This is a genomic window from Streptomyces sp. NPDC051243 (genome assembly GCF_044455405.1).
Classification (GTDB): Bacteria; Actinomycetota; Actinomycetes; order Streptomycetales; family Streptomycetaceae; genus Streptomyces.
Genome location: NZ_JBITES010000003.1, coordinates 596,114 through 621,473 on the forward strand (window position 1 = coordinate 596,114; position 25,360 = coordinate 621,473).

Consider the following 25,360-nt stretch of genomic DNA (forward strand, 5'->3'; position numbering starts at 1 on the left):
TGTGTCGGGATGCCGGGAGCGGACGGCTTCGGGTATGGCGAGGGCGAGGCGGCCGGCGGACGGAGCGCGCCGAGCGTCGCGATGCCGGGTCCCGATTCAGGGTGCTGTTCCGGTCGCCGATGGTGCTGGCTTGCGGGTCGGCCGCCGTTCCGGCCGCCGTTCCGGTCGCCGTCGATGCCGGGCCTGTGCGTCAGCCGCCGTTCCGGTCGCCGACGATGCCCCGGATCACCCCCAGCTCCACCAGGTCCTGCGGCCGGATCCGGAGCTGGTCCGCCGTCGCCTCCACCTCCCCCGGCCCCCGCTTGAGGATCGCCGCCGCCATCTCCGGACCGATCACCGAGAAGTAACTGTCCGGTGTGGCCCAGGTGTTGCCGGGCGCGGCGAGTGCCAGCGCGCCGCCCGAGCCGCCCTCGCCGATCAGCAGCGTGGTGACCGGGACGCGGGCGGCGGCCACCGCGCCGAACAGGTCCGCGATCGCGGCGCCGACGGCCTGCCGTTCCGCCTCCGCGTCGTTCGCGGCGCCCGGGGTGTCCACCAGGGTCAGGGCCGGGATGCCCAGCCGGTCCGCGAGGCGGAGCAGGCGGGCGGCCGTGCGGTAGCCGGCGGGGCGGGTCGCGGTGCCGGTCTGGGCGGCGTAGGCCACCGTACGGCCCTCGTGCTCGCCGAAGCCGCACAGCATGCCGTCGGGGTCGGCGCCCCCGCAGCGGTCGCCGTTGAGGGCGACGCGGTGGGTGAAGTAGGCCGACAGATACGCCTCCGCGCGCGGCCGTCGCGGCGAGCGGGCCCGCCGTACCGCGTCCCAGCCGGTGACGGGCAGGCCGGTGGCGCCGAGGGGGCGTGGCGGTGGGGCCGGTTCCGTGGCGGGGTTGGTGAGGAGGCGGAGCCAGCGGCCGAGGCGGTGGCGCAGCTCCTCCGGGCGGACCACCGCGTCCACCGCCCCCGCCGCCAGCTGTGCCTCCGCCGTGTACGCCGCCGGGTCCGCGTCCGGTGGGCGGACCCGGGAGCCCGCGAAGCCGACCTGGACGCCGGGCAGCGCGAGGGTCACGTCGGCGCCCGCGCCGAGGGTGGCCCAGCCGCCGCCCGTCGTCGGGTCACGCAGGACCGCGATCTGGGGGAGACCGGCCTCGCGCGTCAGTATCGACTGCCGTGCCACGCGCTGGAGTTGGGTCAGGGCGAGCATGCCCTCCTGCATACGGCTGCCGCCCGTCGCGACCAGCGAGACCACCGGGAGGCGGCGGGCGCGGGCGTAGGTGTACGCCGTCTCCAGCCGGTCCCCGGTGCGCTCGCCCAGCGAGCCGCCCAGGAAGCCGAACTCGAACGCGATCAGGACCGCCCGCGTGCCCTCGACGGTGCCGGTGCCGCAGATCACCGACTCCTCCTCGCCGGTGCGCCCGGCGGCGCGGGCGCGCGAGGCGCCGTAGCCCTGCCAGGCGAGGGGGCCGTCGGGGGCGGAGTCCCGCGCCGGGTACGGCAGTTCGGCGAAGTCCCCGGTCACCAGGGCGACGGCCTCCCGGGCGGTCCGCCGCTCAGTCATGGCGCAGCGCCCGCTTCATGATCTTCCCCATATCGTTGCGGGGGAGGGCGGAGAGGTGGTGGACCACCCGAGGGCGCTTGTGCGGGGCGAGACGACGGGCCACGTGGTCCGCCAACTCGTCGGCGGCGGGCGGCGACTCGGGATCCTCCGGGACCACCCACGCCACGATCCGCTCGCCCAGGTCCGCGTCCGGCTCCCCGGTGACCGCCGCCTCCCGAACCCCGGGATGTTCGAGGAGCGCGTTCTCGATCTCACCCGCCCCGATCTTGTAACCCCCGCTCTTGATCAGGTCGGTGGCCTTGCGGCCGACGATGCGGACGTACCCGTCGGGATCGCGCACCGCCATGTCGCCCGTGCGGAACCAGCCGTCCGCCGTGAAGGCGGCGGTCGTCGCGTCGGGGCGGTTGAGGTACTCCGTGAACAGGTTCGGGCCGCGCACCTGGATCTCGCCCACCGTCTCGCCGTCGTACGACGTGATCGGCGTCCCGTCCTCCTCCACGAGCCGCAGCTCCACGCCGGGCAGTGGCACGCCGACCGTCCCGGCCCTGGCCTCGCCGTCCGCGCGGACGCTCGGCCGGGGGTCCGGGGGTGTCCACCGGGACGAGCACAGCATCAGCGTCTCCGTCATGCCGTACCGCTCGACGACCCGCTGCCCGGTCGCGGCCCTGATCCGCTCGTGGTCGTGCACGGGGAGCGCGGCCGAACCCGAGACCAGCAGGCGGGCCCTGCCCAGCGCCTTCGCCAGCTCCGGCTCCTCGGGGAGGGCCTGGGCGATGCGGTGGTACATCGTCGGCACACCGAACAACATGGTCGCGCCCTCGGTCAGCTCGCGGGCCACGCCCTCCGTGCCGAACCGGCCCAGGTGCCGCACGGATCCGCCACGCCGCAGCGGGCCGAGGATGCCGAGGACCAGGCCGTGGACGTGGAACAGGGGCAGGCCGTGGACGAGGACGTCGTCGGCCGTCCACTGCCAGGCGTCCGCGAGCGCGTCCAGGGTGGCGGCGATCGCCCGGCGCGGGATGACGGCGCCCTTGGGCGGGCCGGTGGTGCCGGAGGTGTAGACGATCAGGGCGGGGTCCTCGTCGGACGCCTGCGGGTCGGGGAGCGGGCCGGTGCCGTGCACGTCGACATCGATGCGCTCCAAGTCGCCCAGCGACGCGGGTAGTTCGTCCCCTGCGGCGGCCAGCACCGCCGACGGCGCGCAGTCGGACAGGATGTGCCCGAGCTCCTTCTCCCCGGACTTCGGGTTGAGCGGTACGGCGGCGACGCCGGCCTCCAGCGCCGCCACCGCGGCCACGGCCGTCTCCAGCGCCGGGGTCGCCCAGACGGCCACTCTGCCCGCCCCGCCGATCCGCGCCGCGAGGGCACCGGCGGCGGCGCCGAGTTCGCCGTACGTCAGGGCCCGGTCACCGAATCGCAGGGCGACCCGCCCCGCCGGGCCGGCCGTCAGGGCCGGGAAGAGAGAGGACACGCGAAGTACTCCTTACCTGTTTCAAACACCTGGTCAACACCTGTTCGACAGACCCACTGTCCTCGGCCTACCCCCAGCCCGGCACGACCATCACCAGCCACACCACAGCGGGCACCACGGCCACCACGATGCCTCCGTACACCATCAGCTGCCGGAAGAAACGCTCGCGGTCCACGTCCGGCGCCGCGGCCAGCACCAGCGCGCCGTTCGTCGAGAACGGGCTCACGTCCACGACCGTCGCCGACACCGCGAGCGCCGCCACCATGCCGACCGCCCCGATCTCGCCCTGCGCCAGGAACGGCACGGCGAGCGGGATGAGCGCGCCCATGATGCCGACGGACGAGGCGAACGCCGAGACGATCGCGCCGATGTAGCAGAGCAGTACGGCCGCCAGCAGCGGTACGCCGATGCCGCCGACGCCCTCGCCGGCCCAGGTGATGGTGCCCATCTCGTCCAGCACGCCGACGTAGGTCAGCACACCGCAGATCAGCAGGACGGTGGGCCAGGCGATCTCGCCGACCGCCTTGCGGCTGTCGTCCGGCCAGGCGGTGCTGAGGAGGACGGCGAGTGTGATCGCGGTCAGGCCTGCGTCCAGGTCGAAGGCGAGGACGGCGACGACGAGGGCGGCCAGGGAGAGGAGGGTGGCGGTGCGGGCGGGTGTGAGGCGGGTGGTGGCGAGCGGGGTGGTGGGGGCGGGACGGGTGGCGGTGGTGCCGGGTTCGTGGGTGCCGGTACCGCCGGAGAGGGGCTCGCCCGGCGCCCCGGTGCCTCCGGTGTCCCCGTCCCCCTTCGTGTCCACCGCCCTCTGCGCCCATAGCTTCAGCCCCCCGAACAGAACGAACACGACCGCCGCGATGACGACGTTGACGATCAGGGACGCCAGGAACAGCGCGATCTCGTTCCCCGGCAGCTTCTCCCGCTCGACGATGCCGTTGACGATCGAGCCGTAGATGCTGATCGGCGAGAAGCCACCGCCCTGCGCGCCGTGCACGACCATCGCGCCCATCAGCAGCGGGCTGATCCCGTAGCGGGCGGCGAAGCTCAGCGCAATGGGCGCGACGATCGCCACGGCGGCCGGACTCACCGCGCCGATCGCCGTGAGCGCCCCGGTGAGGGCGAACATCACCCAGGGGATGAGCGCCACCCGGCCCCGGACGAGCCGGACGCAGGCGTGCACCAGCCAGTCGGTGGTGCCGTTGGCGCGGGCGATCGCGAAGAGATACGTGACGCCGACGAGGACCACGAACAGGTCGCCCGGGAAACCGGCGAAGATGCCGTCCGCGTCGAGATCGGCGACGAGGGTGCCGACCCCGAAGGCCGCGGCGAAGGCGAGCGCGCCCATGTTGATCGAGCGGGTCGTGGCGATGACGAACACCACGACGAGGACGAGGATCGAGATGAGTTCGGGGGACATACGGGCTCCCGTTCTTTGGGTCCCGGAGCGGCTGTGAGCAGGTACGGCGGCGGGGCGGATCGGTAGTGGCCAAGTGGCTGAGCCAATTCGCGCTGCTGGCTGGTCAGCGTGGGCGCACGGCGGGGGGGACGTCAAGGGGTCACGCACGAATTGGCTGACCCACTCGGCCACCGTTCACCCCGGTGTTACGCTCCCGGCGAGAGGGGGACCCCGTGACCGACGCCCTGCGCCCCATGACCAGGCAGCGCCTCTACGAGCAGGTGCTCGACCGGCTGCGCGCCTACGTCGCCGAGGGCGGCCTCGGCGCCGGGGACCGGCTCCCGACCGAACGCGACCTGGCCCAGCGGCTGGGGGTCAGCCGGGCCTCGGTGAAGCAGGCGATCGTGGTCCTGGAGGTGCAGGGCCTGGTGGAGGTGCGGCACGGGGGCGGCACGTACCTAGTGCGGGACAACCTCGACGTGGAGCCGGTGGAGCGGATGGTCGAGCGCCGTCGGCGCCTCCCGGACGTCCTGGAGGCACGGGAGGCCCTGGAGACGAAGCTCGCCGAACTGGCCGCGGAGCGCCGCACGGACGACGACCTCGCGGCGATGCGCTCGGCCCTCGCGCACATGGCGAAGGAGATCGAGGAGGGCGGCCACGGCGTCGAGGGCGACCGCCTCTTCCACGCCGCCGTCACCGCCGCCGCGCACAGCAGCATCCTCGCCGAGTTCATGCGCTCGATCGCCGGCCAGATCGCCGAGAGCCGCACCGAATCTCTCCGCCAGCCCCACCGCCCCGCCCGCTCCCTCGCCCAGCACCAGGCCATCCTCGACGCGATCGAGGCGGCCCGCCCCGCTCAGGCGGCCGCCGCGATGCGCCGCCACGTCCGTACGGTGGCGAAGGTGCGGTTGCTGGACTGGGAGCCGGACGGAGAACGCCAGCCGCCGGTTCCACGCTGACCGCTGTTCTCACACTCGGTCACGCGATTCCCCCATTTCCTTGGTATGGGCACGTAACGGCAATCAAGGTTTTACAACCGCGCAGGTGTGGTGTCACAGCACGTGGCGAGGCTACGTACCGGCAAAAGGTCCTCCCCCCACATCCGAACAGGATTGGACCCACATACATGCACACCGAACTGAGGCGCGCACCCGCGCCCCGGAACACTCCCGCCTGCCCGCCGACCGACGGGCCGCCACAGGGCCACGAGGGTTTACCTCAAGGCCACGTCCTCGCGGTCGGCACCCCCGGCCCCCGACGTGAACGGCTCACCCGCACCCTCGAATCCACGGGCTACGCGGTCACCCACGCCGCCCCGGGCGAAGTGGGCCCCAGCGTCCAGCGGACCCCGCCCGACGCGATCGTCGCCCTCGACGGGCACGGCGGCCTGGAGCAGGCGGTAGCCGTCGTACGGGAGATACGCACGGCACCCCAGGGCCAGGTCCTGCCCCTCGTCATGCTCACCGCCGACCGTGAACCCGCCGGTGTCGCCCGCCTGTTGCGCAGCGGAGCCGACGACTGTCTGCCCGAGGCCGCCGACCCGGTCGAACTGTCCGCCCGGATCGACGCCAAGCTCCACCGCGTCCCGGTCCCCGTCGACCGGCTGCCCCAGGACCCCCGCACCGGCCTCTACTCCGCACCCCACTTCCGCGCCGAACTCGACCGTGAACTGCGCCGCCCCGGACGCCGCGAAGGCGTCCTCGCGGTGGTCGCCGTGGCCGAGGCGGACGCGCTGGAGGAACGGTTCGGGGCGCGGGTGCGCCGTGAGGTCGCCGAACGTCTCGCCGGTGTCGCCGAGCGGCTCGGCGCCGGCAGCGACCGGCTCGGCCGGGACGAGGAGGGCCGGCTGCTCGTCCTCATGCCCGGCGTCGACGAGGAGACGGCCCGGCGCGCACTGACGGACTTCGCCACCGCGGTGGCCGGCACCCGGTTCGTCGTCGCCGACGAGAACGTACGGCTGACCCCGGCCGTCGGCTGGCTCCCCCTCGCGGACGCCGACGGCCGCGCGGTCGAGCGGGCGGGCGACGCCGTCGCCGAGGCGCTGCGCCACCGCGACCTGCGCCCCGTCCGCTACGAGCCGTGGATGCGGGCCACCGCGCCGCGCCGCCGCGCGAAGAAGGTCGTACGCCCCCTCCTCCTCGCCCTCTCCCCGCTGCTCGCGCTGCTCATCGGCGTGGGCGTGCCGTTCGCGCTGTACGAGCAGACGTACGCGGTGCTGGGCTGGGACATGGCGTCGGCGGTCTACTGGGTCGTGGTGGCCGGACTCGTCCTCTCCGCCGCGCTGATCCTCCTCGAATGCCTCTTCTCGCTCGACGCGCCCACCCGGCCCGCCGCGCCCGCCCAGCCGTACCCACCGGCGAGCGCGGTCATCGCGGCGTATCTGCCGAACGAGGCCGCGACGATCGTCGACACGGTCGAGTCCTTCCTGCGCCTCGACTACCCGAACGACCTGGAGATCGTCCTCGCCTACAACACGCCCCACGCGCTGCCGGTCGAGGACACCCTGCGCGAAATCGCCCGCCGCGACCGGCGGTTGGTACTGCTTCCGGTGCCCGGCAGCACCTCCAAGGCGCAGAACATCAACGCCGCCGTCACGCGCGTGCGCGGCGAGTTCGTCGGCATCTTCGACGCCGACCACCACCCCGCGCCGGACGCCTTCCGCCACGCCTGGGACTGGCTCTCGAACGGCTACGACGTCGTCCAGGGCCACTGCGTGATCCGCAACGGCGACAGCTCCTGGGTGGCCCGCCAGGTGGCCGCCGAGTTCGAGGCGATCTACGCCGTCAGCCACCCGGGCCGGACCCGCCTGTACGGCTTCGGCATCTTCGGCGGCTCCAACGGCTTCTGGCGCACCGACCTCCTGGCCCGCACCCGGATGCACGGCTCGATGCTGACGGAGGACATCGACTCGACGCTACGCGCGTTGCGGGAGGGCGCGCGCATCGCCACCGACCGGACGCTGATCTCCCGCGAGCTGGCGCCCACCCGTCTCAAACCCCTGTGGAACCAGCGATCACGGTGGGCACAGGGCTGGCTTCAGGTGTCGCTGCGGCACCTGGGGCAGGCGCTCCGGTCGGCGTCCTTCACACGACGTCAGAAGGCCGGCCTCCTGGTCCTGTTGGGCTGGCGCGAGGTGCAGCCGTGGCTGTCGCTCCAGATCCTGCCGATCCTGCTCCACTCGGCGGTCCGCGCGGGCGGCGCGGACCGTATCGACTGGGCCACCCCGGCCTGCCTGCTCGCCTTCGCCTTCACCCTCTCGGCCGGCCTGGTACAGACGGCGTTCGCGGGCCGGCTCGCCCTCCCCGAACTACGCGGCAAACGCGGCTGGTTCTGGCGCCACGCAATGGTGTCGACCGTCTTCTACACCCACTTCAAGAACATCGTCGCCCGCCAGTCACACCTCAAGGAACTGCTGGGAGACCGCCGTTGGCGGATCACCCCCCGCACGGCGGCGGCGAAGGCGGTGGGGCAGGAATGAGCAGCGGCAACCGCCGGCTCGAACTCCAGGGCTTCCGGGGCCTGGCCGCCCTCAGCACGGTCGTCTTCCACGTCTGGCAGCAGTACTACGTGTACGACGCACAGGGCGCCCGCCCGCCGATCGACAACCCCTACCTCGGGGCGCTGATCTCCCTGGAGGTCATCGACCTGTTCTTCGTCATGTCGGCGTACCTGCTGACACTCTCCTACGCCCGGGCCGCGATCGACGGCGAGGACCGGACCCGCCCGGCGGGGGACTTCCTCTTCCGCCGGGCGACGCGCATCCTGCCGCTCTACTTCCTGGCGGTCCTCGTCGTCTGGTCCCTGCGCAACCCGTCCCTCCCCGGCGACTGGCGCGACCTGCTGGAACACCTCACGTTCACGCACGTCTTCGACCAGCAGCGCATCTTCTACACCCTGGGACCGACCTGGTCGCTCTCCCTGGAGATCGCGTTCTACCTCACCCTGGTCGCCGTGGGCCCCCTGGCGATCCGTGCCTGCCGCCGCCTGCGCACCCGCCGAGCACGCGTGGCTCTGTGCGCGACGGGCTGCGCGGCGCTCTACCTGGCCCCGCTCGCCTGGATCGCCGTCGCCCACCACGCGCTCGGCATCCCGCACACCAACTGGCCCGTGTACTTCGGGCCCCAGGCTCGCTTCGGCGGCTTCGCGGCGGGGATGTTGTTGGCGGTGCTGCTGGTGGCGCTGGGCGAGCGGGGTCGGGTCGGTGCGAGTCGGGCGACGGCTATGGCGGTGACCGCGGCGGCCGGCCTGTACGCGTTGTCGTACTTCTCCGCCCCGGAGAACACCTGGCACACCTACTACCACCCCCTCGCCGCCGTCCTCTGGTTCGCCCTTCTCTACGCCACCCTCCACGTCCGTGGGGCGGCCGGCCCCCGCTGGCACGCTCTGCTGCGCTCGGGTTGGCTGACCGGCGTGGGCCTCGTCAGCTACAGCCTCTACGTCTGGCACGAGCCGCTGATGTTGCTCCTGTACGACACCGGAGCTCTGCCCCGCTCCCAGGCGGGGTTCCCGCTGGCGGTGCTGTTCGTGGTCGCGGGTGGGGTGCTGGTGGCGACGGTCAGCTACTGGGCGGTGGAGTATCCGGGGAGTTTGCTGACGGGGCTGCGGGACAAGAAGGGACGGCCACGGCAGTTCTATCCGGAGCCGGAGCCGGAGCCGGAGCCGCGGCAGGAGGCTGAGCCTGCGGTGCGGTGACCCGCTCGGCGACCTTTCAGCGCCGCTGCCCGCCCTCCTCCGGGTCAGGGCAGCGGCGTCAGGGTCACCCGGCGCAGTCGGAGATTGATGCCGGTGACCTCGACGGACATCTCGTCACCGGCGTCAGGCAACCCCGAGTCGCCGAGCGCGTCGCGGTGCACCAGCCCCTCGATGCCCTCGACGACGCGTACGAACACGCCGAACGGGACCACCTTGGTCACGGGACCCCGGACGACCCGGCCCAGCCCCGCGTTCCGCGCGAACTCCGCCAGCGGATCCGGTGCGAGGGCCGCGAGTGACAGCCGTACCTGCGGCCGGAACAGTTCGAAGGCGAGGACCTCGGCGGTGATCTCCTGGCCGACGTGGACGATTTCGTCGAAGGAGTCGAAGTGGTGGCGGGAGAGTTCGGGGGCGGTGATGAACCCCTCGGTGCCGTCGAGGTCCACGAACACCCCGAAGCTCTCGATACGGCTGACGACCCCTCGCACGACCTGCCCCTGCTCGAAGCCCCGCCACGACGTCTCGGCCCCGGCGATCCGGCGCCTGGTGCCCACCAGTGTGGCGAGGTCCTCGGCGAGCGGGATCTCGACCATCTCCAGCGCGGAATGCCGCAGCCAGTGCAGCCGGGCCCGGTCCACGTCCCCCTCGTGCAGCGGCGGCCAGTCGGCGGCCGGGGTGAAGTCGTCGATCACCAGTCGGCCGATCGGGGCGAGGAGCCGGGCCGGATCGGCGGGGCTGTCGTCCTCGGTCTTCGCCGTACCGCCGCCGTCCAGCACCAGCAGGTCGTACGGCCCCCGCTCCTCGATCCGCCGCCAGTCGCCGCACAGCACCTCCACCTCGGGCCGCCCGGCGAACACCTCCGCGGCGACCCGGGCGCGCTCCGGGTCCCGCTCCACGCCGACGAGCCGTACGCCCGCCCCGGCCCCCTCCGCGAGCCAGGCCAGCCCCACTCCGCAGCCCGTGCCGGTCTCTCCGATCAGCCGGTCGGCGCCACCGGCCAGGGCGTACAGCAGGCGGCCCTGTTCCGGGCGGCAGGAGTGGGCGAAGCCGTGGGCGCGGGCCGCGGCGAGGGCTCGCTCGACGAGCGGGGGGAGGTGAACTTCCTTGGCGTACGCGTCCGTTCCGGAGATCGACATGCCGCCGATCCTGCCGTACGAACCCGTGCGGCCGCCGCTTCCGTCAGGCCGCCGCCTCCACCACGTCCGCCACCACGCAGCTGACGTTGTCCGGACCGCCGGCCTCGTTCGCCGCGGCGATCAGCGCGTGGACGGCCGTGTCGGGGGCCGGGGTGGAGGTGAGGAGCCGGCGGATCGCGGCGTCGGGGACGACGCGGGAGAGGCCGTCGGAGCACAGCAGGTAGCGGTCGCCGGGTTCGGCGTCCTGGAGGCGGAGGTCGGGGGTCGCGGGGGTGGTCGGGGAGAGGGCCTTGAGGAGCAGCATGCGCTGGGGGTGGGTCGTGGCCTCTTCCGGGGTCAGCCGGCCCTCGTCGATCAGCGACTGGACCACCGTGTGGTCGTCGGTGATGCGGAACAGGGCGCCGTCGCGCAGCAGATAGGCGCGGGAGTCGCCGATGTGGACCAGCGCCAGCCGCGAGCCCGTCCACAGCAGAGCCGTCAGGGTCGTGCCGGTGTCCTCCCCGGCGCCGTCCGCCGCGTCCCGGACCGCCTGCGTCGCGCCCTGCACCGCGTCCTCCAGCAGGTTCAGGACGTTGCCCGCCGGGAGCTCGTCGGTGTCCAGGAAGCGCAGCGCCTCCACCGCCGCGCTGCTCGCCGACGAGCCCGCGGGACCGCACCCGTCGGCCACGGCGAGCAACCGGGAGCCCGCGTAGGCGGTGTCCTGGTTGGCGGGGCGGACTCGGCCCCGGTCCGAGTGGGCGGAGTAGCGGAGTTCCAGCATGGTGGTGTCCTTCCTCGGTGTCGCGGACATGTGCCGTACGAGGAACTCGGCGAGATCCCGCCGTGCGGCCGTCTCCGTCTCGACCCGCGCCCAGTAGGCGCGGATCTCGCGGGCGGCCTCGGCGGGGGTCAGTGCGCACACCTGACGGATGCGGGCCAGCGGCATCCCCAGCCGCCGCAGCCACGCCACCAGCCGGGCCTGCTCCAACTGCCCGACGGCGTAGTACCGGTACCCGGTGTCCGGGTCGACGCGGCTGGGCCTCAGCAGGTCCAGCTCGTCGTACAGCCGCAGTGCCTTCGGCGACAGGCGGCAGGCCTTGGCGAAGGCCCCGATCGTCAGCATGTCCTCGCGCATCCGGCTCCCCTCCGGTTCCTCGCACCGATGCTGTGGCTTCACCAAAGGTGAAGGTCAAGCGGCCTGTCCCGGTTCCCGACGCGGTTGCTAGCCTGCGCATCGCACAACCGTCCGATCCGGGAGGAACCCGCCGTGCCCCGCATAGCCCTCGTCACCTGCCGCCCCGGCCCCGAGATCAGCGTCGACCGTGACCTGCCCGTGCTGCTGCGGGCGCTGGCGGAAGCCGGGGCCGAGGCCGACGCCGTGTACTGGGACGACGAGGACGTCGACTGGGGTGGGTACGATCTCGCCGTGATCCGCTCCACCTGGGACTACAGCTGGCGGGCGGCGGAGTTCCTGGCGTGGGCGGAGCGGTGCGGCAAGGCGACCCGGCTCGCCAACCCGGCGGAGGTGGTGCGGTGGAACGCCGACAAGCGCTACCTCGGCGATCTCGCCGAGGCCGGGGTGCCCGTCGTGCCCACCCGGTACATCGCTCCCGGTGACGGTGTGGACGGCCTCCCCGTCGACCACGAGTACGTCGTCAAGCCCACCTCGGGGGCGGGCGCCCGGTTCGCCGCCCGGTACAAGCCCGACGAGCACGACACGGCGGTACGGCAGCTCGGGCGGATGCACGCGGAGGGGTTCACCGCGATGGTGCAGCCGTATGTGCAGGGCATCGACGTCAGCGGGGAGAGGGCCCTGCAGTTCTACGGCGGCCGCCTGCTGCACGCCAGCCGCAAGGGCGCCGTGCTCACCCCCGGGACGCCGTACGACGAGCACAAGGTCGCCCACCCAGGTCTGGAGCCCTGGACCCCGATCCCGAGCGAACTCGACGTCGCCGAGCGCGCGTTGGCCGCCGTACCGGAGGCTGCCGAGCTGCTGTACGCGCGCGTGGACCTCGTCGACGGGGAGGACGGGCCGGACGGGGAGCCGCGGGTGATGGAGCTGGAGCTCGTCGAGCCGAACCTGTTCCTGTCGCTGCATCCGTATTCGGTGCCGGCGGTCAGGGACGCGATCCTGGAGGCGGCGGCGTAGCGCGGCTCCGGGTCAGTCGCCGAACTGCTGCTCGTGCCGGTGCGTGCCGCGGGCCAGCTCCTGCAGAATCTCGTGCTCGGGCTTCCCGGTCTCCCGGGCGATCTTGCGGAGCAGCAGTGCGCACAGGGCTGCGGTGCCGTCCATCAGGGCCTCGGCCGCCGACGGGTCCTCGCGGCGACGCTCTGCCACGTATGCCGCCAGAAGCTCGTTCCCGGACACGTAGGCGGTCATGAACTCGATGCCGGTGCGGATGCGGTCGTAGTCGCTACTCATGGGCCGAACGATCGCACGCGGGTGCCACTCAGCGTGCGGCGCGGGTGCCCAGGCGCGTGGTTCAGCCGCTGACCGCCACCCGCTGCAGCAACCCCCACGTGAACTCGGCCACCACCTCCCGCCGCACCCCTTCCCCGTCCGGCGCCGTGAACGCCAGCCCCCACCGCGTCGGAGCCGTGCCCTCCAGCGGTCGGGCGGGGGCGAAGGCGCGGGCGGCCTCGTCGACCGTGCAGGACCAGGGGGTGAGGTCGGCGAGGGTGTGCAGGGGCGGGGGTTCGGCGCCCGGGGCGCGGACCAGCCACTCGTTCCACACCGCGCCGTTCGGGGCGAGCAGCACCTCGAAGCGCAGGTCGGGCCAGAGGGGGAGCGGCCACAGCCAGGCCTCGCAGTCCAGGTCGCCGACCTTGCGGGTGATGACCGACTCGGGCGGGCCCAGGACGGAGCGGTACCGGGGGGCGGCCGCGCGTGCTCGAGGCGAGCGGATCATCGCCTGCCACCGCTTGTTCGCCTCGCGCATCTCGGCGAGGGAGACGCCCAGTTCACGCCGGGCGTCCTCCACCAGATCCGGGTTGTGGTCGGCCATGCGGCGCAGCAGCACCAGCTGGAAGTCGAGCGCGGTGAACGGGCTAGCGGGGCGCTTCGCGGAGGGCATGCGCTCCATGGTCGCCGATCGGGCGGCGGCCGTCGGGGAGGAAGAGGACGGAGTTGACGTACCGCGGACCCCGGAACGGCAGCACACGGCGTAGCAGGCCCCGCGTGACGACATGGCAGGCCTCGGCCTGGTGTGCCTCCAGCGGGAAGCGGGACAGGGGAACCCAGTCACGGCCGGGCAGGACCCAGCCCTCGTAGCCGAGCAGCGACAGATACGTCACCACCGGCCCGATCGGCTGGATACGCGACTCCAGCTCGATGAACAGGGCGGGCCGGTCGCGGGCCAGGATGCCGGTCGCGCCGCGCAGCACCGCCAGCTCGCTGCCGTCCACGTCGACCTTGACGAACCCGACGTCCTTGAGGCCGAGTTCGTCGAGGGTGACACAGCTGACCGGCAGCGCCTTGGCGTGGATGTCCCGGCGGACCAGGGAGGACACCCCCCGGTCGCCCGCGTCGTGCGGCGGCAGCCAGAGCCGGGCCGCGCCGGGCCGCTCGGCCGCCGCGGCCTGTACGACCCGGACGTTGGGCGGAGTCGTCGCCGACAGGAGCCGCGCCAGATGGGGGACCGGTTCCACGGTCACCACCCGGCGGGCCCGTCGTGACAGCCGGCGCGTCCACGGGCCGTACCAGCCGCCGACGTCCACGGCCGTCCCGCACCCGGCGGGACACAGCTCCGCCAGCCGGGCCAGCTCCGGCTCGAAGCGCGGGTACACGGCCCGGGCGACGGCGGCGACCAGGCGGGTGGGCAGCAGCGGGGCGATGCTCGCGGTCACAGTCATGGGGTCATCCGCTTGAGGAGTTCCTCGTGTTCGTCGTCGGAGACCTGCTCCCCGGAGGCCGGCAGCAGCTGCGGGATGCCGTCGACGATGGGGTAGCGGCGGTGCAGGCGTGGGTTGTACAGCGCGTCATCCGGTACGACGAGGTGCAGGGGCCCCTTGTCGAGCGGGCACGCCAGGATCTGCAGCAACGGGTCGTCGGGTTTCATGGTGGTGTCAACTCCTTGGCACCTATGGGGGGTTGCGGAGAACGTGCCGACGGGTCGTGCCGCGGCATCGACAGCAGTACGGCGATGGCGAGCGCCGTACCCGCGACCCGCAGCGCCAGCCGCAGCGGGTCCTCGGGCAGCGCCTCGCCGAACGACAGCGTGCCGAGCACGGCCGTATAGACGCAGGTCACCGTCGTGCACACCGGCACGATCAGCGAGGCCCGGCAGCGCTGCAGCGCCGCCTGCGACATGACCAGCCCGAACGCGCCGGTGAAGAGGAGCAGATACGGATACGGGGAGCGCAGCACGTCCAGCAGCGCGCCGCCGATCCCGCTCGTCGTCAGATGGCTCGACACCCCCTTGATCGCCAGCGAGCTCACCCCGTACAGCAGCCCCACCGCGACGCCGTACTCGACGCCGGTCGTCGGCAGCCGGTGGCGGTGCCGGGTCCTGCGCTCGGCGGAGTGGTACAGCCACACGCCCGCCGCCAGCGACGGCACGCACACCAGCAGGATCAGCGGGTACGGCGCGGCCTGGCTCACGGTCTCCGAGCCTTCCCGCAGCGACAGCACCACCATCAGCAGCGCGGCGAGGATCGCGCCGAGCGCGTACCGCTCCCGCCCGCTGGTCTCCTCGCCCAGCAGCCGCGCCGACAGCAGCACGAGCAGCACCAGCCCGGAGACGAAGATGCCCTGCGCGGCGGCGATCGGCAGGGTGCGGTAGACGACGAGCTGGGCGGCGAACCCGGCGGCGAGGGAGAGCGAGCCGCCGATCCACAGCGGGCTGCCGAGCACCAGCCGCAGCAGCCGGGCGGGCTGCCGGATGCTCACCTGCGGAAGTGAGGTGAGCGCCCGTTTCTCCAGTACGAAGCCGAGGCTGTACAGGGTGTTCGCCATCAGGGCCGCGGCCACTCCCCACCACATGGTCACGCCCCCTACGTCCGCCGGGCGTGCAGCAGCAGGATCGACGCGAGCGAGGGCCTGGCGCAGGCCAGCCGGTCGAGCGGGCGCAGGGCGCGCGGTACGCCGTGGAAAGGAGCGCCCGCCAGCCGCACGACCTGGAAACCCGACGCGGCCACGAACTCCCGCAGCGCACGGGCGGTGTAGAGCCGCAGATGCCCCACCACCTCCCGCCCCGGCCGTCCGTGGATCGCCCGCAGGCTGACCTCCGAGAACACCGGCTGCACCCCGGCCAGCAGCAGGCCGCGGTTGTACCAGGCGGCCAGGTTCGGCGTGGAGAGCATGAGATGGCCGCCGGGACGCAGCACCCGGCGGATCTCGTCCAGCGCGGCGTCCGGGTCGACGAGGTGCTCGATCACCTCGCTGAACAGCACGGCGTCGGCGGAGGCGGACCTGAAGGGCAGTCCGCCGTCGGTGAGTTCACCGCGGATGGCGTACGGGATCCGGGTGCGGGCCCGGCGCAGGGCGTCCTGGGACCAGTCGATGCCGACGATGCGGTGGCCGGGGAGGAAGGGGGCGGCGGTGGCGGCCGCGGTTCCGTCGCCGCACCCTAGGTCGAGGATCGTCCGTGGTGGTGAGGCGGGCCCGAGAGCGTCGGCCAGTATGCGGGCCTGGCGGCGGCTGCGGGGGGTGCCGGATGCGACGGGTACGGCGGGGTTCTCGTAGAAGTCGCGCAGTTCGGGGGGTTTCACGGTCGTCGCCCGGGAGGTCGTCACGGGGTCACCTCCGTGGTGTGCAGGTAGTGCTCGAACAGGTCCCTGAGATGGGCACCGTCACCGTGGCTGAGCAGGGCCCTGGACCAGCGCAGGGCGAGGTGCAGCCGACCCGCCGTGGAGGCGGTCGTGACGGTCAGCCCGCGCGGCATCCGGGCGGGCGCCGAGAACCACACGGCGTGCGCCCGCCCCGCCTCCTCGCCGAAGTCCAGCGGGTACGGGATACGGCCGATGTTGCTGAGCAGAGTTGTCGAGGTCCAGGGCGCGACGGCTCTGCGCAGGCCCCGGGTGAGGGCCGCTCGGACGGCGACGGGCGCCCAGGGGGCGGTGAGGAGCGAGGCGCCGTGGCCGAGCTGGGGGCGGGGGAGGGACTTGAGGGCGCGGGTACGGGTGGCCGTGCGGTGCAGGAGGGCCGGCATGTGCGTCGGGTCGTGCGCTGCCAACTCCTCGGGCGCGAAGGGGACTTCGACCAGCCGGGTGCCGTTGCCGATCGGCATGGTGGCGTCGCGGGGGCGGTCGTCCACGGGCATCGTGATGCGCAGCGGGCGGGGGCGGGCGCCGTGTTCTCTGTTCCAGTGGGCGATGGTCAGGGCGGTGGTGACCATCAGCTGGTCGTTGACCGTGTACGGGGAGCCCTTGGGACGGTGCGGGAGCGGGAGCTCGGTGACGAGCATGCCGTTGCCGGGGGAGGTCTCGGGGGTGCCGGGCGCCACCCGCGCGGGGGGTGACCAGTTGGAGGGGATCGCTTCGGGTTGCGGGTGGGTCTCCGTCGTACGAGTGGGCGCGGCCGCGGGTGAGTTGTCCTTGCCGCCGTAGAGCTCGGCCGCGGTGGCCAGGACGCGCAGACAGGCGGGGCCGTCGAGGGCGGTGTGGTTGATGGTCAGGAACAGCACCGTGCCTTGCCGGTGACCGGCGTTGCTGTGGGCGGGTGAGTTCCCTTGCCCGCGCTCGCGGGGTGGGGCGCCAACGGCATCCGTAGCCTCGCTCCCTTCGACAGGCCCCGCCCCCTCCACCACCTCCAACCGAATCGGCGGCGAAAGGGACAACGGCGGCGCCTCGGTCAGCGCCCGCGTCCGCGCCTCCCGCAACGCATCCCTCCCCGGCACCGGAAACCCCACCACCTCCACATCCGGCTCCGCCGTCAGCTCCCACTCGTACCGCCGCCGGTACCACCGCCCCGGCGCCTCCCGCATCAGGATCCGCGGATGCCGCCGCAACGCCTCCGTGAAGGCCGTACGCAGTCGCCCCGCATCCAGCCGCCCCGGCAGATGCACCTCGATGTGCACCGTCTCCGGCTCCTCCTCCTGGAGGCAGTGCCGGGCGACCTCGTCCACGACGGGAAACGGCACACGAACCGGCGGCCGAAGCGGACCGTCGGCGCGTGCCGGCTGCTGCAGTGCGGTCATGTGGCTTCGCCCTTCCCGGTGTCGTCGGACGCCGGCGCGTCCTCGGGGCCGGTGGCCCGGAACCGCGGTTTCTGCGGCGCGGCAGGTGCGATACGCGCGGTCGGTGGATCCGGGTCCGGCCCGCCGGGTCCGCGTGCGGAAACGGTCGGCCCCGAGGCGGGTCGGTCGGGTCGACGAGCTGCCGCACCGCCGGGCTGGGCGGGCTCGCCGGTCTCTGCGCCCAGCGGGCTCCGCCCACGCACCCGCTGCGGCAACGGCCGGGTCGGTGCCTCCGGCCCGGGCCCTGCGGTCGGCACCCCGACCGTCCCCTCCCGCTCCCGCACACTCACCACGCCCGCGAACAGCCCGATCAGCGCGAGCAGTTGAGCCACCGGACCGAAGGCGCCCTCCTCCGCGCCCACCGGCTCCCCGGCCCCCACCGCCGCGACGACCCCCGCCCCCGCCAGTGCCACGAACGCGACCGGCACCAGCAGCGCATGCCTGAGCCGGGCCACCACCGCCAGCACGGGCACCAGCAGCGCGAACCACCCGGCGATGAGCACCCCCACCACCGTCACGGCCACCGTGCCCAGCCACAGCCCCGGCAACGGCGCAGCGGCCTGCGGCTCGTCGGGGTTCGGGGCCCGCCGGCGCCACAGCACCAGCCCGGCCAGCAGCGCGACCGCGACCGCGCTGCCGATCAGCCCGCCCTCGTACGTCACCGCCGGCTCGTACGACAGCTCGACGGTGCCGCCTTCGCCCGCCGGGATCCGCCAGCCCTGCTGCCAGCCGTCCAGCCGTACCGGCGTCAGCTCCTCGCCGTTCAGCGTGGCACGCCAGCCGTCGTTGAAGTTCTCGTACATCGTCAGGTAGCTCGCCGTCCCCGCCCCGACGGTCACCGCGCGCCGGTCGCCGAGCCAGTCCCGTATCCCCAGCTCACGCGTGGCGGCCGAGGCGTCGGCGACCGTGCCGCGGGTCAGCGTCACGTCGGTGAGCGCGAGGGGCCCGGCGTCCCCGGCCTCGACCGAATGATCATCGGCGGAGAGCTGCAACTCGGCGTCCTCGCGGCCTCGCTGACACAGCGTCACATCGACCCGCCGCCGCTCCATGAGATCCCGTACGGTCCCCCGCACGCTCGTCTCGTACAGCTCCCCGTCCACCGACACCACCGGCCCCTCGCCGCACGGCAGCGAGAACGGCCGGGTCTCCCTCGGCTGCGGGGTCCGGTACTGGTCGAGGGCCGGGATGTAGGCCTCGGTCAGGCCCACGGGCAGTTGCAGGTCCTCGCCCACCATCGGGTTGTAGAGGGTGAGCGGTGCCGTCTTGGTGATCGTGATGTCCAGGCGGTCGGTGGTGATCGGCGGGAAGCGGACCACGCCGTTCTCGTCGACGCCCGCGATCGCCGCGCCGTCCGGGGAGCTGATGTGGACCTCGGACGGACGCGTGGACAGACCGCCGGCCGGCGCCAGCACGACCTCCCCCACCGCCTGCTTTCCGGGCCAGCGCAGGTGGATCGTGGGCCGGTCGCCCGCGATCCACGCCGTGGTCAGGTCGCCGTCGGTGAGGTTGCGCGGCGACAGTCCCGCGCCCAGCCGTGCCGTGGAGTCGGCGGTGGCGACGATCTGGTTCCGCTGCTCGGGCGCCACCTTGTACAGCAGCTCGTCCAGCTTCTCGCCCGGCACCGGCATCGCGCTCGCCCGGATCTCGTACGTCCCCGCCGTGGACGTGGTGAAGCGCCGGTGCAGTCCGGCTTCCGTACCCGTCGGGGACAACCCGGTGGGGTCGGCCGTACGGGACAGCGAGACGATCTCGGCGGCCGCACCGGACCCCTTGGCGTCGGTGGGCAGCCGCAGCAGCCGGGTCACCTGCACGTCCGGCAGATCGATCTCGGAGAAGCCGGCCCCGGTCAGACCGGCCCGCCGGGACACCGAGTCCGTGATCGTCAGCTTCATCCAACCGGTCCCGCCCGCGGGCGCCTTGACCGTCTGAGCCGAGCCGTCGGGCCGCAGGAAGGAGCTCACCGACCCCTTCTCCGTCTCCACCCGGACCCGCGTCGGCGCCTCCCGCACGCCCTCCTGCGGCAGCGGCGAGACCTTGAACGACGACGGCATGTCGTACGAGCCGCCCGCGAACGCGATCCGCAGCCACTCCCCGTCCGGCGAACCCTCCGCGCCCTCGGTCCACGCGGTGTCCGGGTTGCCGTCGAAGGCGTTCACCGGGTCGAACTGCGGGAGGTGGAAGAGCCAGCTGCCGTACGACGACGCCGTCACCGACCGCGCACCGCGCAGCTCGGCCACCGTCTGGTGGTCGACGCCGGTCATCGGCAGGATCTGGTGCGGCTTCTCGCCCGCGTCCTGGGCGGCGTCCGGCGCGTTGCGCTCATTCTCGGTGTACGTGTACGACGTGTTGGCGTTGACCAGCCCGAACCGGGTGTCCGCGCGCCGCAGCCCGTCGCCGACCACCTGCACCGGCGGCGAGCCCACCCCGGGATGGTTGTCACCGGTCAGCACGCTTGCCCGGCCCCGCAGTTCGGACGCCAGCGGCAGCAGCGCCTCCGGACCGCCGGAGACGACGGCCGTGTCGGCGACCGGCTGCAGCCCCGCCTGGTGGGGGCGCGGCACGTCCTGGCTCACCGGCTGGTAGATCTCCACCGCCCGCTGCCGCGGATACAGCCCCTCCACCTGCAGCGGGGTGTCCGGGCGGATCGTCCCGACGGTCATCACCGGCCCGAGGCCCGTCACCCGCTCGTACCCGGACTGTTCCAGGGTCCGCTTCACGGTCGTCGTGGGGACCTGGCCGATCTGATCGGGGTCGAGGTCGTTGCGGACGACGACGTAGTAGATGCCGGCCCGGCTCAGGTAGTCGGCGAGCCCCGGCACCTGTCCGCCGCTCGTCAGCGCCTGCTCGACGGCGTCCATGGCGCGCCGGTTGCCGGGGGTGCCGAAGGGGACGTAGTCCCGCTGTGCCCAGCGCGAGTCGGCCACGACGTCGAGGGGCTGGTCGATGGTCGAGCCCCAGGTGTAGATGCCGTGCGCGGTCGCGGGGACGACGAGGGCACGGGCGTCCGGGGAGTACTTCTCCATCCAGTCGGCCGTGGCCTGCCAGTACTTGGGGATCTCCTTGAACGAACCCGGGTTGAGGATCGAGCCGTTGAGGTACGGCCACATCAGTCCCGGCAGCACCAGCACGGCCGCGATCAGCGGGGCGAACCGCCGCCCCCGCACCGGCCGAGCCCCGCGCGCCTCGGCCGCCACGCCCACCAGATGGGCGAGGCCCAGCATCAGCGCCAGGGCGAGCCCCGTCTGGAACTTGTAGATGTTCCTGAAGGGAACCAGCCCACCATCCAGCCAGTCCTGCACAACCCCGTGGAAGGGCGCGCCGAACGCCCCGCCGTACCCCGCGAGCAGGATCAGCGCGACCGTCACCACGGTCAGCACCAGCCACCGCCGCTCCGGCATGTCCCGCCGCGCAAGACCCGCGAGCCCCAGCCCGGCCGCGAGCGCCGAGCAGACGATCACGACGGCGGACGCGGCGACGGTCCAGCCGGCCGGCAGCCAGGCGTCCCCGAAGTGCAGATAGGCGACCCAGTTCCCGGCCCCGCGCAGCGCCTCGGTCGCCGCCATGGTCTCGGTCGTGGTCTGCGAACTCTCCACGTACGGGAGGAAGTTCTCGCCGTACGTACCGAGCAGCAGCAGCGGGATCACCCACCAGCCGGTCGCCAGCACGACCCCCGGCACCCACCACGCGATCAGCTTCCGCTGCCGTGGCCCGGGAGGCCGGGACAGCAGATAGAGCCCGACGGGAAGCAGCGAGGCCAGCGTGGAGGCGGCATTGACACCGCCCATGAAGGGGATGACCAGTGCCGACCGCAGCGCGGCGACCCGCGCCGCGTACCGCTCATCGGTCAGCGGCAGCAGCACCCACGGCAGGAACGCGCCCGGCAGCGCGGCGGCGGACGTGGACCCGACGACGATGGTGAAGACGGGCCAGAGCGCATAGCCGACCGCGGCCACCAGCCGCGACCCACCGCTGCCCACCCGCAGCCGCTCGGCCAGCCGCAGCGCACCCCAGAAGGCGACCGACACGATCAGCGACAGCCACAACCGCTCCGCGAGCCACACCGGCAGCCGTACGGCATCGGCCAGCCAGTAGAAGGGCAGCATCGGCCACAGATAGCCCGAGTACTGGTTCTGGATCCCGCCGAAGCTGCCCTCGTCCTGCCACAACTGGCCGAGATCGGCGAAGAACTGCCCCGGATCGACGGTCACACCCAGCTTGGTGTCGAAGGTCTGCCGCCCCGGCTGCACCGCCAGCAACAGCACGAACACCACGGCCCAGAACCCCAGCAGCCAGCGCCGCGAGCGCGGACCTTCCGGCGGCCCCGAGGCGGGCGCGGAGGTGGGCACGGCTGCCGGGGGAGGAGCCTGGACCGTGGTCGTCGTCATGGTGGACACCGCCTGAGGATGAGGAGGAGGTTCCAGGTGGCGAACTCGCGTATGCCGGGCGCCTTCACGACCGTCTCCGCGAGGAACGGCCAGTAGCGGGAGCGTGCCGAGACGATCTCGACGTCGTCACGGGCACGGACCTGCCGCAGGGTGGCGCCGATGTGCACGGCGAAGAGGTTCTCGCCGAGGGTGTGCTTGGCGTCCCGTCCGGTACGCCGCCGATAACGGGCACGGGCCCGCTCGGCCCCGAAGTAGTGCCAGGGCGCCCACTCGTGACCGCCCCACGGGGACAGCCAGTTGGTGAACGACACGTAGATCAGCCCACCGGGCCGGGTGACCCGCGCGAGCTCACTGATGAATGTCTGCGGGTCGGCGACATGCTCGAGCACATTGGAGGAGAAGGCGACGTCGGCGACACCGTCCTGCAGGGGCAGCAGGTATCCGTCGGCGACGACGGTTCCGTCGGGAGGCTTCTCGCCGATTTCCTCTATGTCCGGCTCGAAGAGATAGGCATACGCCCCACGCCGCCGAAACTCCTCGGTGAAGTACCCACTGCCACCGCCGATGTCCACGACGGTACGTCCGGCTAAGTCCCCGCCGTACGCCTCGACCTGATCAGCGGCATCACGCGCGAGAAGCGAGTAGCAGGCGTGGGGATCGTCCTGCTCATGCATGAACGCACGAAAGAGAGCAACCGACCGCCGAAAGGAAGGGTCCCTGACGGTCCCGGGTGCGGGCATGTCCCTGTAGGGGCGCGGGGCTGTGACATCTGCGGCTCCGCCGCGTGGGCGCGACAAGCCACGAACAACCGGCACTCGCGAGACGGCCTTACCCCTACGGCGTATAGGCGTCATGACCCCTCACCGCCTCGTCGGCAACGGCCAGGAACTGCCGCACAGTCCGATCCCAGCGATACCGAGCCGCCCGATCCCGCGCCGCCTTCCCCATCGACTCCCGCCGATGCCCGGACAACGCCAAGGTGCACCAAGCAGCAGCAAACGAAGACTCCCCCTGCGCCAACACTCCGGTATCCCCGTCCACGACGGAATCCCGAAGCCCAGGCACATCAAAGGCAATGGTCGGCGTCTCCCGAGTAGCAGCCTCGGTGACAACGAGCCCCCACCCCTCGACCGCCGACGGATGCAGCAACAACCACGCCGCACACAGCAGCCGATGCTTCTCCGCCTCCGACACATGCCCGACGAACTCCACACCGGGCCCGGCGAGCCGCTCGAGAGACGCCCGCTCGGGCCCGTCCCCGACGATGACCAGCCGGCCACCCGTCACCGGCCGCACCCGCTCCCACAACCGCAGCAGCAGATCGATCCGCTTGTACTCGACGAGCCGCCCGACGGCCACGAACAACGGCTCGGAAGACCGCTCACCGAGCGGACCCGGCTCCTCCACCCCGTTGTGCACGACACGAATGCGATCCCGCTCAACCCCGAGATCCCGCAACGCATGCGCGGTCGACGGCGACACGGCCACCAGCAGACTCCGCCGCTGCGCCCCGGTCAGCGCCCAGTGCTCCAGTCTTCGGCCGAGCCGCGCCGCAGGCGCCATCGCTCCGCCGAACCGCATCTTCCACAGATCGGTGTGCACATGGTTGACCAGACACAAGGTCGGCCCGCGATGCCACAGCGGCGCGAAGTACGGCATCCCGTTGCAGACCTCGACCAGCAGGTCGCAGTCCCCGACCTGCCGGGCGAAGGCGGATCTCGCGCGCAGGTAGTGGCCGTAGGAGCCACCGGCCGAGACAACCCGGTAGTCGCGGTAGGCCGCCGGGCCCCCGCACAGCAGGGTGACCTGGTGGCCGAGCCGGGTGAGCCCGTCAGCGAGGCGGTCGACCAGCAGCTCGGAGCCGCCGGCGGCCTCGTTGCCCAGGTCACGATGGGCGAGAAAAACGATTCGGCGCGGATGTGGGGGGAGCGCCGGAGGGTGCTGCTGCGACGCCCAGGGGAGGGTGGCGCGCAGCTGGGACGGCACGTGCTGGGGCATGGGTGCTCCAACTCGTCTCAGGGTGCGGAACTCAGCGTGGGGGTGGGGGAGCGGGAGGGTTTGGTCTCCCGTGGGGGGATTTGGAGCTTCCTGGTCGCTTACGGTCGTTGTGCGTGGGGTGTGGACAGGCTGTGTCCGGGTGGGGTTGGACAGTTTTCGCCCGGACGTTCGCCAGGGCTACTCACCAGCGTGACAATTTCCGGCTTTATTAGAGCTGACGTCACGTCACATTGTGAGCGAGGGCTGGGGCATCTCGGCTGTACCGGAAGATTCCGGTGTCTTCCGTCCTCGTACCACCAAAACCGCTCCCACCACCGCAAGCAGGAATCCCGCCCCGGCAGTCCCGATCGGCAGCGTCTCTCCCACCAACCGCAGCAGCCCGCTGTCCCGTTCCGCCTGGCGCACGGCCTCCTTCTGCGTGGCCGTGGTGAACGCGATCTTCTCGCTGTCCAGCAGCACCGCGGCGTCCTTGTCACCGCCGGGCGCCCGCAGGGTGCGGCGCGGGCCGGTCTGGGCGTAGATCACGCGCCCCGTGCGCTGATCGACGACCAGCTTGAAACCGTAGTTGGAGTACCACTCCTCGGCCAGCACCTGCGGCCGGTCCGGCTGGTCGACGATGCTGCCGGGGACGAGCCGGGTGCCGACCTTGCGGGGCGCGACCGTGGCGGTGAACCGGTAGCCGGTGTACCCCTGGACCTTCTCGGTGCCGTCGTAGCGCATGGTGACCGTGGTCCCGCCGGTGTTGTCCCACCACTGGTAGGAGCGTTTCTGCACGTCGAACGGGAACTTCAGATAGGCCTCGCCCTCGATGTACGGCTCCTCGCCGCAGCAGTGCACCGGCCTGGTGGTCTTGCGGTCCATCACCCAGCGGTGCGGGGTGAAGTCCAGCGCGTCGTGCGGATCGGCGGCCGGCAGCGACTTGTCGGTGTCGACGGTGGTGATCACGTCCCAGACGGCGTCGCCGCTGCGTTCACTTTCCGCCACATTGCCGCGCACCCGCTGGGTGACGGTGATCGTCTGGTCCGGCACGGTCTCGATCTTGTCGGTGTCGAAGACGCTTCCGGTGCCTTTGTAGACGGCGGTGGTGTCGATGTCGATGGGGTTCACGGCGGCACGCGGGGTCACGTACCAGGCCAGCATGGGCGCCAGTACCAGCAGAAACGTGCCGATGCCCAGCAGGATCAACGAGAGAGGTGAGGCTGTACGGCGCATCCGGCACTCCTGAGGGTTTGACGCATGGTCGATGCACGGTCGATGCCTGGCCGTTCTTGGGCCGGGAACCGTAGGCGTTCCTTTGACGAAGTGTCAATGTCCTGACCGAGCGTCAACGTCTTGACGGGGCTGTCCCGGCTTGTCGAGACTGAACCCGACAGGCAGGGGTCGGATCAGGCTGGCGACACCGGGGTGGGGACGACCTCCGGATGCAGAGAGGCTGACCCTGCGATGTCCAGACTCCTCGCCGCCGCGCTGACGGTCGCGCTCGCCGCCGTACTCGCGGTGGGCGCCGCGCTCGGCGTCGTCGCGCTGCTGGAAGCGACGCCCGACCAGCCCAACACCCCGTTGATCACGTACGAGCAAGCGGGCAAGGGGAGTTGAC

General features: G+C 72.4%; 21 protein-coding genes. 5 read left to right on the forward strand and 16 right to left on the reverse strand.

Annotated features, from left to right (window positions below):
* Positions 1-190: 190 nt before the first annotated feature.
* From ACIBAG_RS09970 to ACIBAG_RS09980, 3 genes are all read right to left on the reverse strand, one after another.
* Positions 191-1,534, reverse strand: a complete 1,344-nt coding sequence (locus ACIBAG_RS09970) for a carboxyl transferase domain-containing protein (protein WP_399102983.1) — start codon at positions 1,532-1,534, stop codon at positions 191-193.
* Positions 1,527-3,005, reverse strand: a complete 1,479-nt coding sequence (locus ACIBAG_RS09975) for an acyl-CoA synthetase (RefSeq protein WP_399102986.1) — start codon at positions 3,003-3,005, stop codon at positions 1,527-1,529. The genes ACIBAG_RS09970 and ACIBAG_RS09975 overlap by 8 nt, the downstream gene beginning before the upstream one ends.
* A gap of 67 nt (positions 3,006-3,072) precedes the next feature.
* Positions 3,073-4,419: an SLC13 family permease gene (locus ACIBAG_RS09980; RefSeq protein WP_399102988.1), complete on the reverse strand. Its 1,347-nt coding sequence runs from the start codon at positions 4,417-4,419 to the stop codon at positions 3,073-3,075.
* Positions 4,420-4,631: 212 nt separating this feature from the next.
* Between ACIBAG_RS09980 and ACIBAG_RS09985 the strand changes: the two genes are divergently transcribed.
* From ACIBAG_RS09985 to ACIBAG_RS09995, 3 genes are all read left to right on the forward strand, one after another.
* Positions 4,632-5,357, forward strand: a complete 726-nt coding sequence (locus ACIBAG_RS09985; protein ID WP_399102991.1) for a FadR/GntR family transcriptional regulator — start codon at positions 4,632-4,634, stop codon at positions 5,355-5,357.
* A 167-nt stretch (positions 5,358-5,524) separates the two neighbouring features.
* Positions 5,525-7,876 (forward strand): glycosyltransferase, encoded by a 2,352-nt coding sequence (locus ACIBAG_RS09990; RefSeq protein ID WP_399102993.1) that lies wholly within the window; start codon positions 5,525-5,527, stop codon positions 7,874-7,876.
* Positions 7,873-9,090: an acyltransferase family protein gene (locus tag ACIBAG_RS09995; protein ID WP_399102995.1), complete on the forward strand. Its 1,218-nt coding sequence runs from the start codon at positions 7,873-7,875 to the stop codon at positions 9,088-9,090. The genes ACIBAG_RS09990 and ACIBAG_RS09995 overlap by 4 nt, the downstream gene beginning before the upstream one ends.
* Positions 9,091-9,134: 44 nt before the next feature.
* Here the strand turns inward: ACIBAG_RS09995 and ACIBAG_RS10000 are convergent, their stop codons facing one another.
* Positions 9,135-10,226: a S1 RNA-binding domain-containing protein gene (locus ACIBAG_RS10000; RefSeq protein WP_399102998.1), complete on the reverse strand. Its 1,092-nt coding sequence runs from the start codon at positions 10,224-10,226 to the stop codon at positions 9,135-9,137.
* A 43-nt stretch (positions 10,227-10,269) separates the two neighbouring features.
* Positions 10,270-11,340 (reverse strand): MerR family transcriptional regulator, encoded by a 1,071-nt coding sequence (locus ACIBAG_RS10005; protein ID WP_399103000.1) that lies wholly within the window; start codon positions 11,338-11,340, stop codon positions 10,270-10,272.
* Positions 11,341-11,472: 132 nt separating this feature from the next.
* On the opposite strand from ACIBAG_RS10005, the gene ACIBAG_RS10010 reads away from it, so the two are divergent.
* Complete coding sequence (locus tag ACIBAG_RS10010; protein ID WP_399103002.1) at positions 11,473-12,354, forward strand: RimK family alpha-L-glutamate ligase; 882 nt, start codon at positions 11,473-11,475, stop codon at positions 12,352-12,354.
* Between the two features lie 12 nt (positions 12,355-12,366).
* On the opposite strand, the gene ACIBAG_RS10015 is transcribed toward ACIBAG_RS10010, so the two are convergent.
* The 11 genes from ACIBAG_RS10015 to ACIBAG_RS10065 form a co-directional block, all read right to left on the reverse strand.
* On the reverse strand, positions 12,367-12,627 hold the full coding sequence (locus ACIBAG_RS10015) for a hypothetical protein (RefSeq protein WP_031476115.1): 261 nt from the start codon (positions 12,625-12,627) through the stop codon (positions 12,367-12,369).
* 61 nt (positions 12,628-12,688) lie between these two features.
* Positions 12,689-13,288, reverse strand: coding sequence for a hypothetical protein (locus tag ACIBAG_RS10020; protein ID WP_399103004.1), 600 nt, complete (start codon positions 13,286-13,288; stop codon positions 12,689-12,691).
* Positions 13,254-14,057, reverse strand: coding sequence for an FkbM family methyltransferase (locus ACIBAG_RS10025; protein WP_399103008.1), 804 nt, complete (start codon positions 14,055-14,057; stop codon positions 13,254-13,256). The genes ACIBAG_RS10020 and ACIBAG_RS10025 overlap by 35 nt, the downstream gene beginning before the upstream one ends.
* Complete coding sequence (locus tag ACIBAG_RS10030) at positions 14,054-14,263, reverse strand: Trm112 family protein (protein WP_399103010.1); 210 nt, start codon at positions 14,261-14,263, stop codon at positions 14,054-14,056. The genes ACIBAG_RS10025 and ACIBAG_RS10030 overlap by 4 nt, the downstream gene beginning before the upstream one ends.
* Positions 14,260-15,174, reverse strand: coding sequence for a hypothetical protein (locus ACIBAG_RS10035; RefSeq protein WP_399103311.1), 915 nt, complete (start codon positions 15,172-15,174; stop codon positions 14,260-14,262). The genes ACIBAG_RS10030 and ACIBAG_RS10035 overlap by 4 nt, the downstream gene beginning before the upstream one ends.
* A 23-nt stretch (positions 15,175-15,197) precedes the next feature.
* A complete protein-coding gene (locus ACIBAG_RS10040; RefSeq protein ID WP_399103013.1) occupies positions 15,198-15,938 on the reverse strand; it encodes a class I SAM-dependent methyltransferase in 741 nt (246 codons plus the stop codon).
* Positions 15,935-17,341, reverse strand: a complete 1,407-nt coding sequence (locus tag ACIBAG_RS10045; protein WP_399103015.1) for a condensation protein — start codon at positions 17,339-17,341, stop codon at positions 15,935-15,937. The genes ACIBAG_RS10040 and ACIBAG_RS10045 overlap by 4 nt, the downstream gene beginning before the upstream one ends.
* Positions 17,338-21,765, reverse strand: a complete 4,428-nt coding sequence (locus ACIBAG_RS10050) for an alpha-(1->3)-arabinofuranosyltransferase family protein (protein WP_399103018.1) — start codon at positions 21,763-21,765, stop codon at positions 17,338-17,340. Before ACIBAG_RS10050 ends, ACIBAG_RS10045 begins: the two co-directional genes overlap by 4 nt.
* On the reverse strand, positions 21,762-22,505 hold the full coding sequence (locus ACIBAG_RS10055) for a class I SAM-dependent methyltransferase (protein WP_399103020.1): 744 nt from the start codon (positions 22,503-22,505) through the stop codon (positions 21,762-21,764). The genes ACIBAG_RS10050 and ACIBAG_RS10055 overlap by 4 nt, the downstream gene beginning before the upstream one ends.
* 94 nt (positions 22,506-22,599) lie before the next feature.
* The gene (locus tag ACIBAG_RS10060) at positions 22,600-23,763 is read right to left on the reverse strand and encodes a glycosyltransferase family 4 protein (protein WP_399103023.1); all 1,164 of its coding nucleotides are present in this window, start codon (positions 23,761-23,763) and stop codon (positions 22,600-22,602) included.
* Positions 23,764-23,988: 225 nt separating this feature from the next.
* Positions 23,989-24,975, reverse strand: coding sequence for a DUF3068 domain-containing protein (locus tag ACIBAG_RS10065; RefSeq protein ID WP_399103025.1), 987 nt, complete (start codon positions 24,973-24,975; stop codon positions 23,989-23,991).
* Positions 24,976-25,206: 231 nt separating this feature from the next.
* Here ACIBAG_RS10065 and ACIBAG_RS10070 point away from each other — a divergent pair, with 231 nt between their 5' ends.
* Entirely contained in the window at positions 25,207-25,359 is a 153-nt protein-coding gene (locus ACIBAG_RS10070) for a hypothetical protein (RefSeq protein WP_399103027.1), read from the forward strand.
* The last annotated feature ends 1 nt before the right edge of the window (position 25,360 follow it).

Bases quoted from the DNA above. Each gene is read 5' to 3' on its own strand.
- ACIBAG_RS10045 (WP_399103015.1), bottom strand. From the start codon at position 17,341: ATGACCGCACTGCAGCAGCCGGCACGCGCCGACGGTCCGCTTCGGCCG.
- ACIBAG_RS10015 (WP_031476115.1), bottom strand. From the start codon at position 12,627: ATGAGTAGCGACTACGACCGCATCCGCACCGGCATCGAGTTCATGACC.
- ACIBAG_RS10065 (WP_399103025.1), bottom strand. From the start codon at position 24,975: ATGCGCCGTACAGCCTCACCTCTCTCGTTGATCCTGCTGGGCATCGGC.
- ACIBAG_RS09980 (WP_399102988.1), bottom strand. From the start codon at position 4,419: ATGTCCCCCGAACTCATCTCGATCCTCGTCCTCGTCGTGGTGTTCGTC.
- ACIBAG_RS09990 (WP_399102993.1), top strand. From the start codon at position 5,525: ATGCACACCGAACTGAGGCGCGCACCCGCGCCCCGGAACACTCCCGCC.
- ACIBAG_RS10000 (WP_399102998.1), bottom strand. From the start codon at position 10,226: ATGTCGATCTCCGGAACGGACGCGTACGCCAAGGAAGTTCACCTCCCC.
- ACIBAG_RS10020 (WP_399103004.1), bottom strand. From the start codon at position 13,288: ATGGAGCGCATGCCCTCCGCGAAGCGCCCCGCTAGCCCGTTCACCGCG.
- ACIBAG_RS10025 (WP_399103008.1), bottom strand. From the start codon at position 14,057: ATGACTGTGACCGCGAGCATCGCCCCGCTGCTGCCCACCCGCCTGGTC.
- ACIBAG_RS10070 (WP_399103027.1), top strand. From the start codon at position 25,207: ATGTCCAGACTCCTCGCCGCCGCGCTGACGGTCGCGCTCGCCGCCGTA.
- ACIBAG_RS10050 (WP_399103018.1), bottom strand. From the start codon at position 21,765: ATGACGACGACCACGGTCCAGGCTCCTCCCCCGGCAGCCGTGCCCACC.
- ACIBAG_RS10030 (WP_399103010.1), bottom strand. From the start codon at position 14,263: ATGAAACCCGACGACCCGTTGCTGCAGATCCTGGCGTGCCCGCTCGAC.
- ACIBAG_RS10005 (WP_399103000.1), bottom strand. From the start codon at position 11,340: ATGCGCGAGGACATGCTGACGATCGGGGCCTTCGCCAAGGCCTGCCGC.
- ACIBAG_RS09995 (WP_399102995.1), top strand. From the start codon at position 7,873: ATGAGCAGCGGCAACCGCCGGCTCGAACTCCAGGGCTTCCGGGGCCTG.
- ACIBAG_RS09970 (WP_399102983.1), bottom strand. From the start codon at position 1,534: ATGACTGAGCGGCGGACCGCCCGGGAGGCCGTCGCCCTGGTGACCGGG.
- ACIBAG_RS10060 (WP_399103023.1), bottom strand. From the start codon at position 23,763: ATGCCCCAGCACGTGCCGTCCCAGCTGCGCGCCACCCTCCCCTGGGCG.
- ACIBAG_RS10055 (WP_399103020.1), bottom strand. From the start codon at position 22,505: ATGCCCGCACCCGGGACCGTCAGGGACCCTTCCTTTCGGCGGTCGGTT.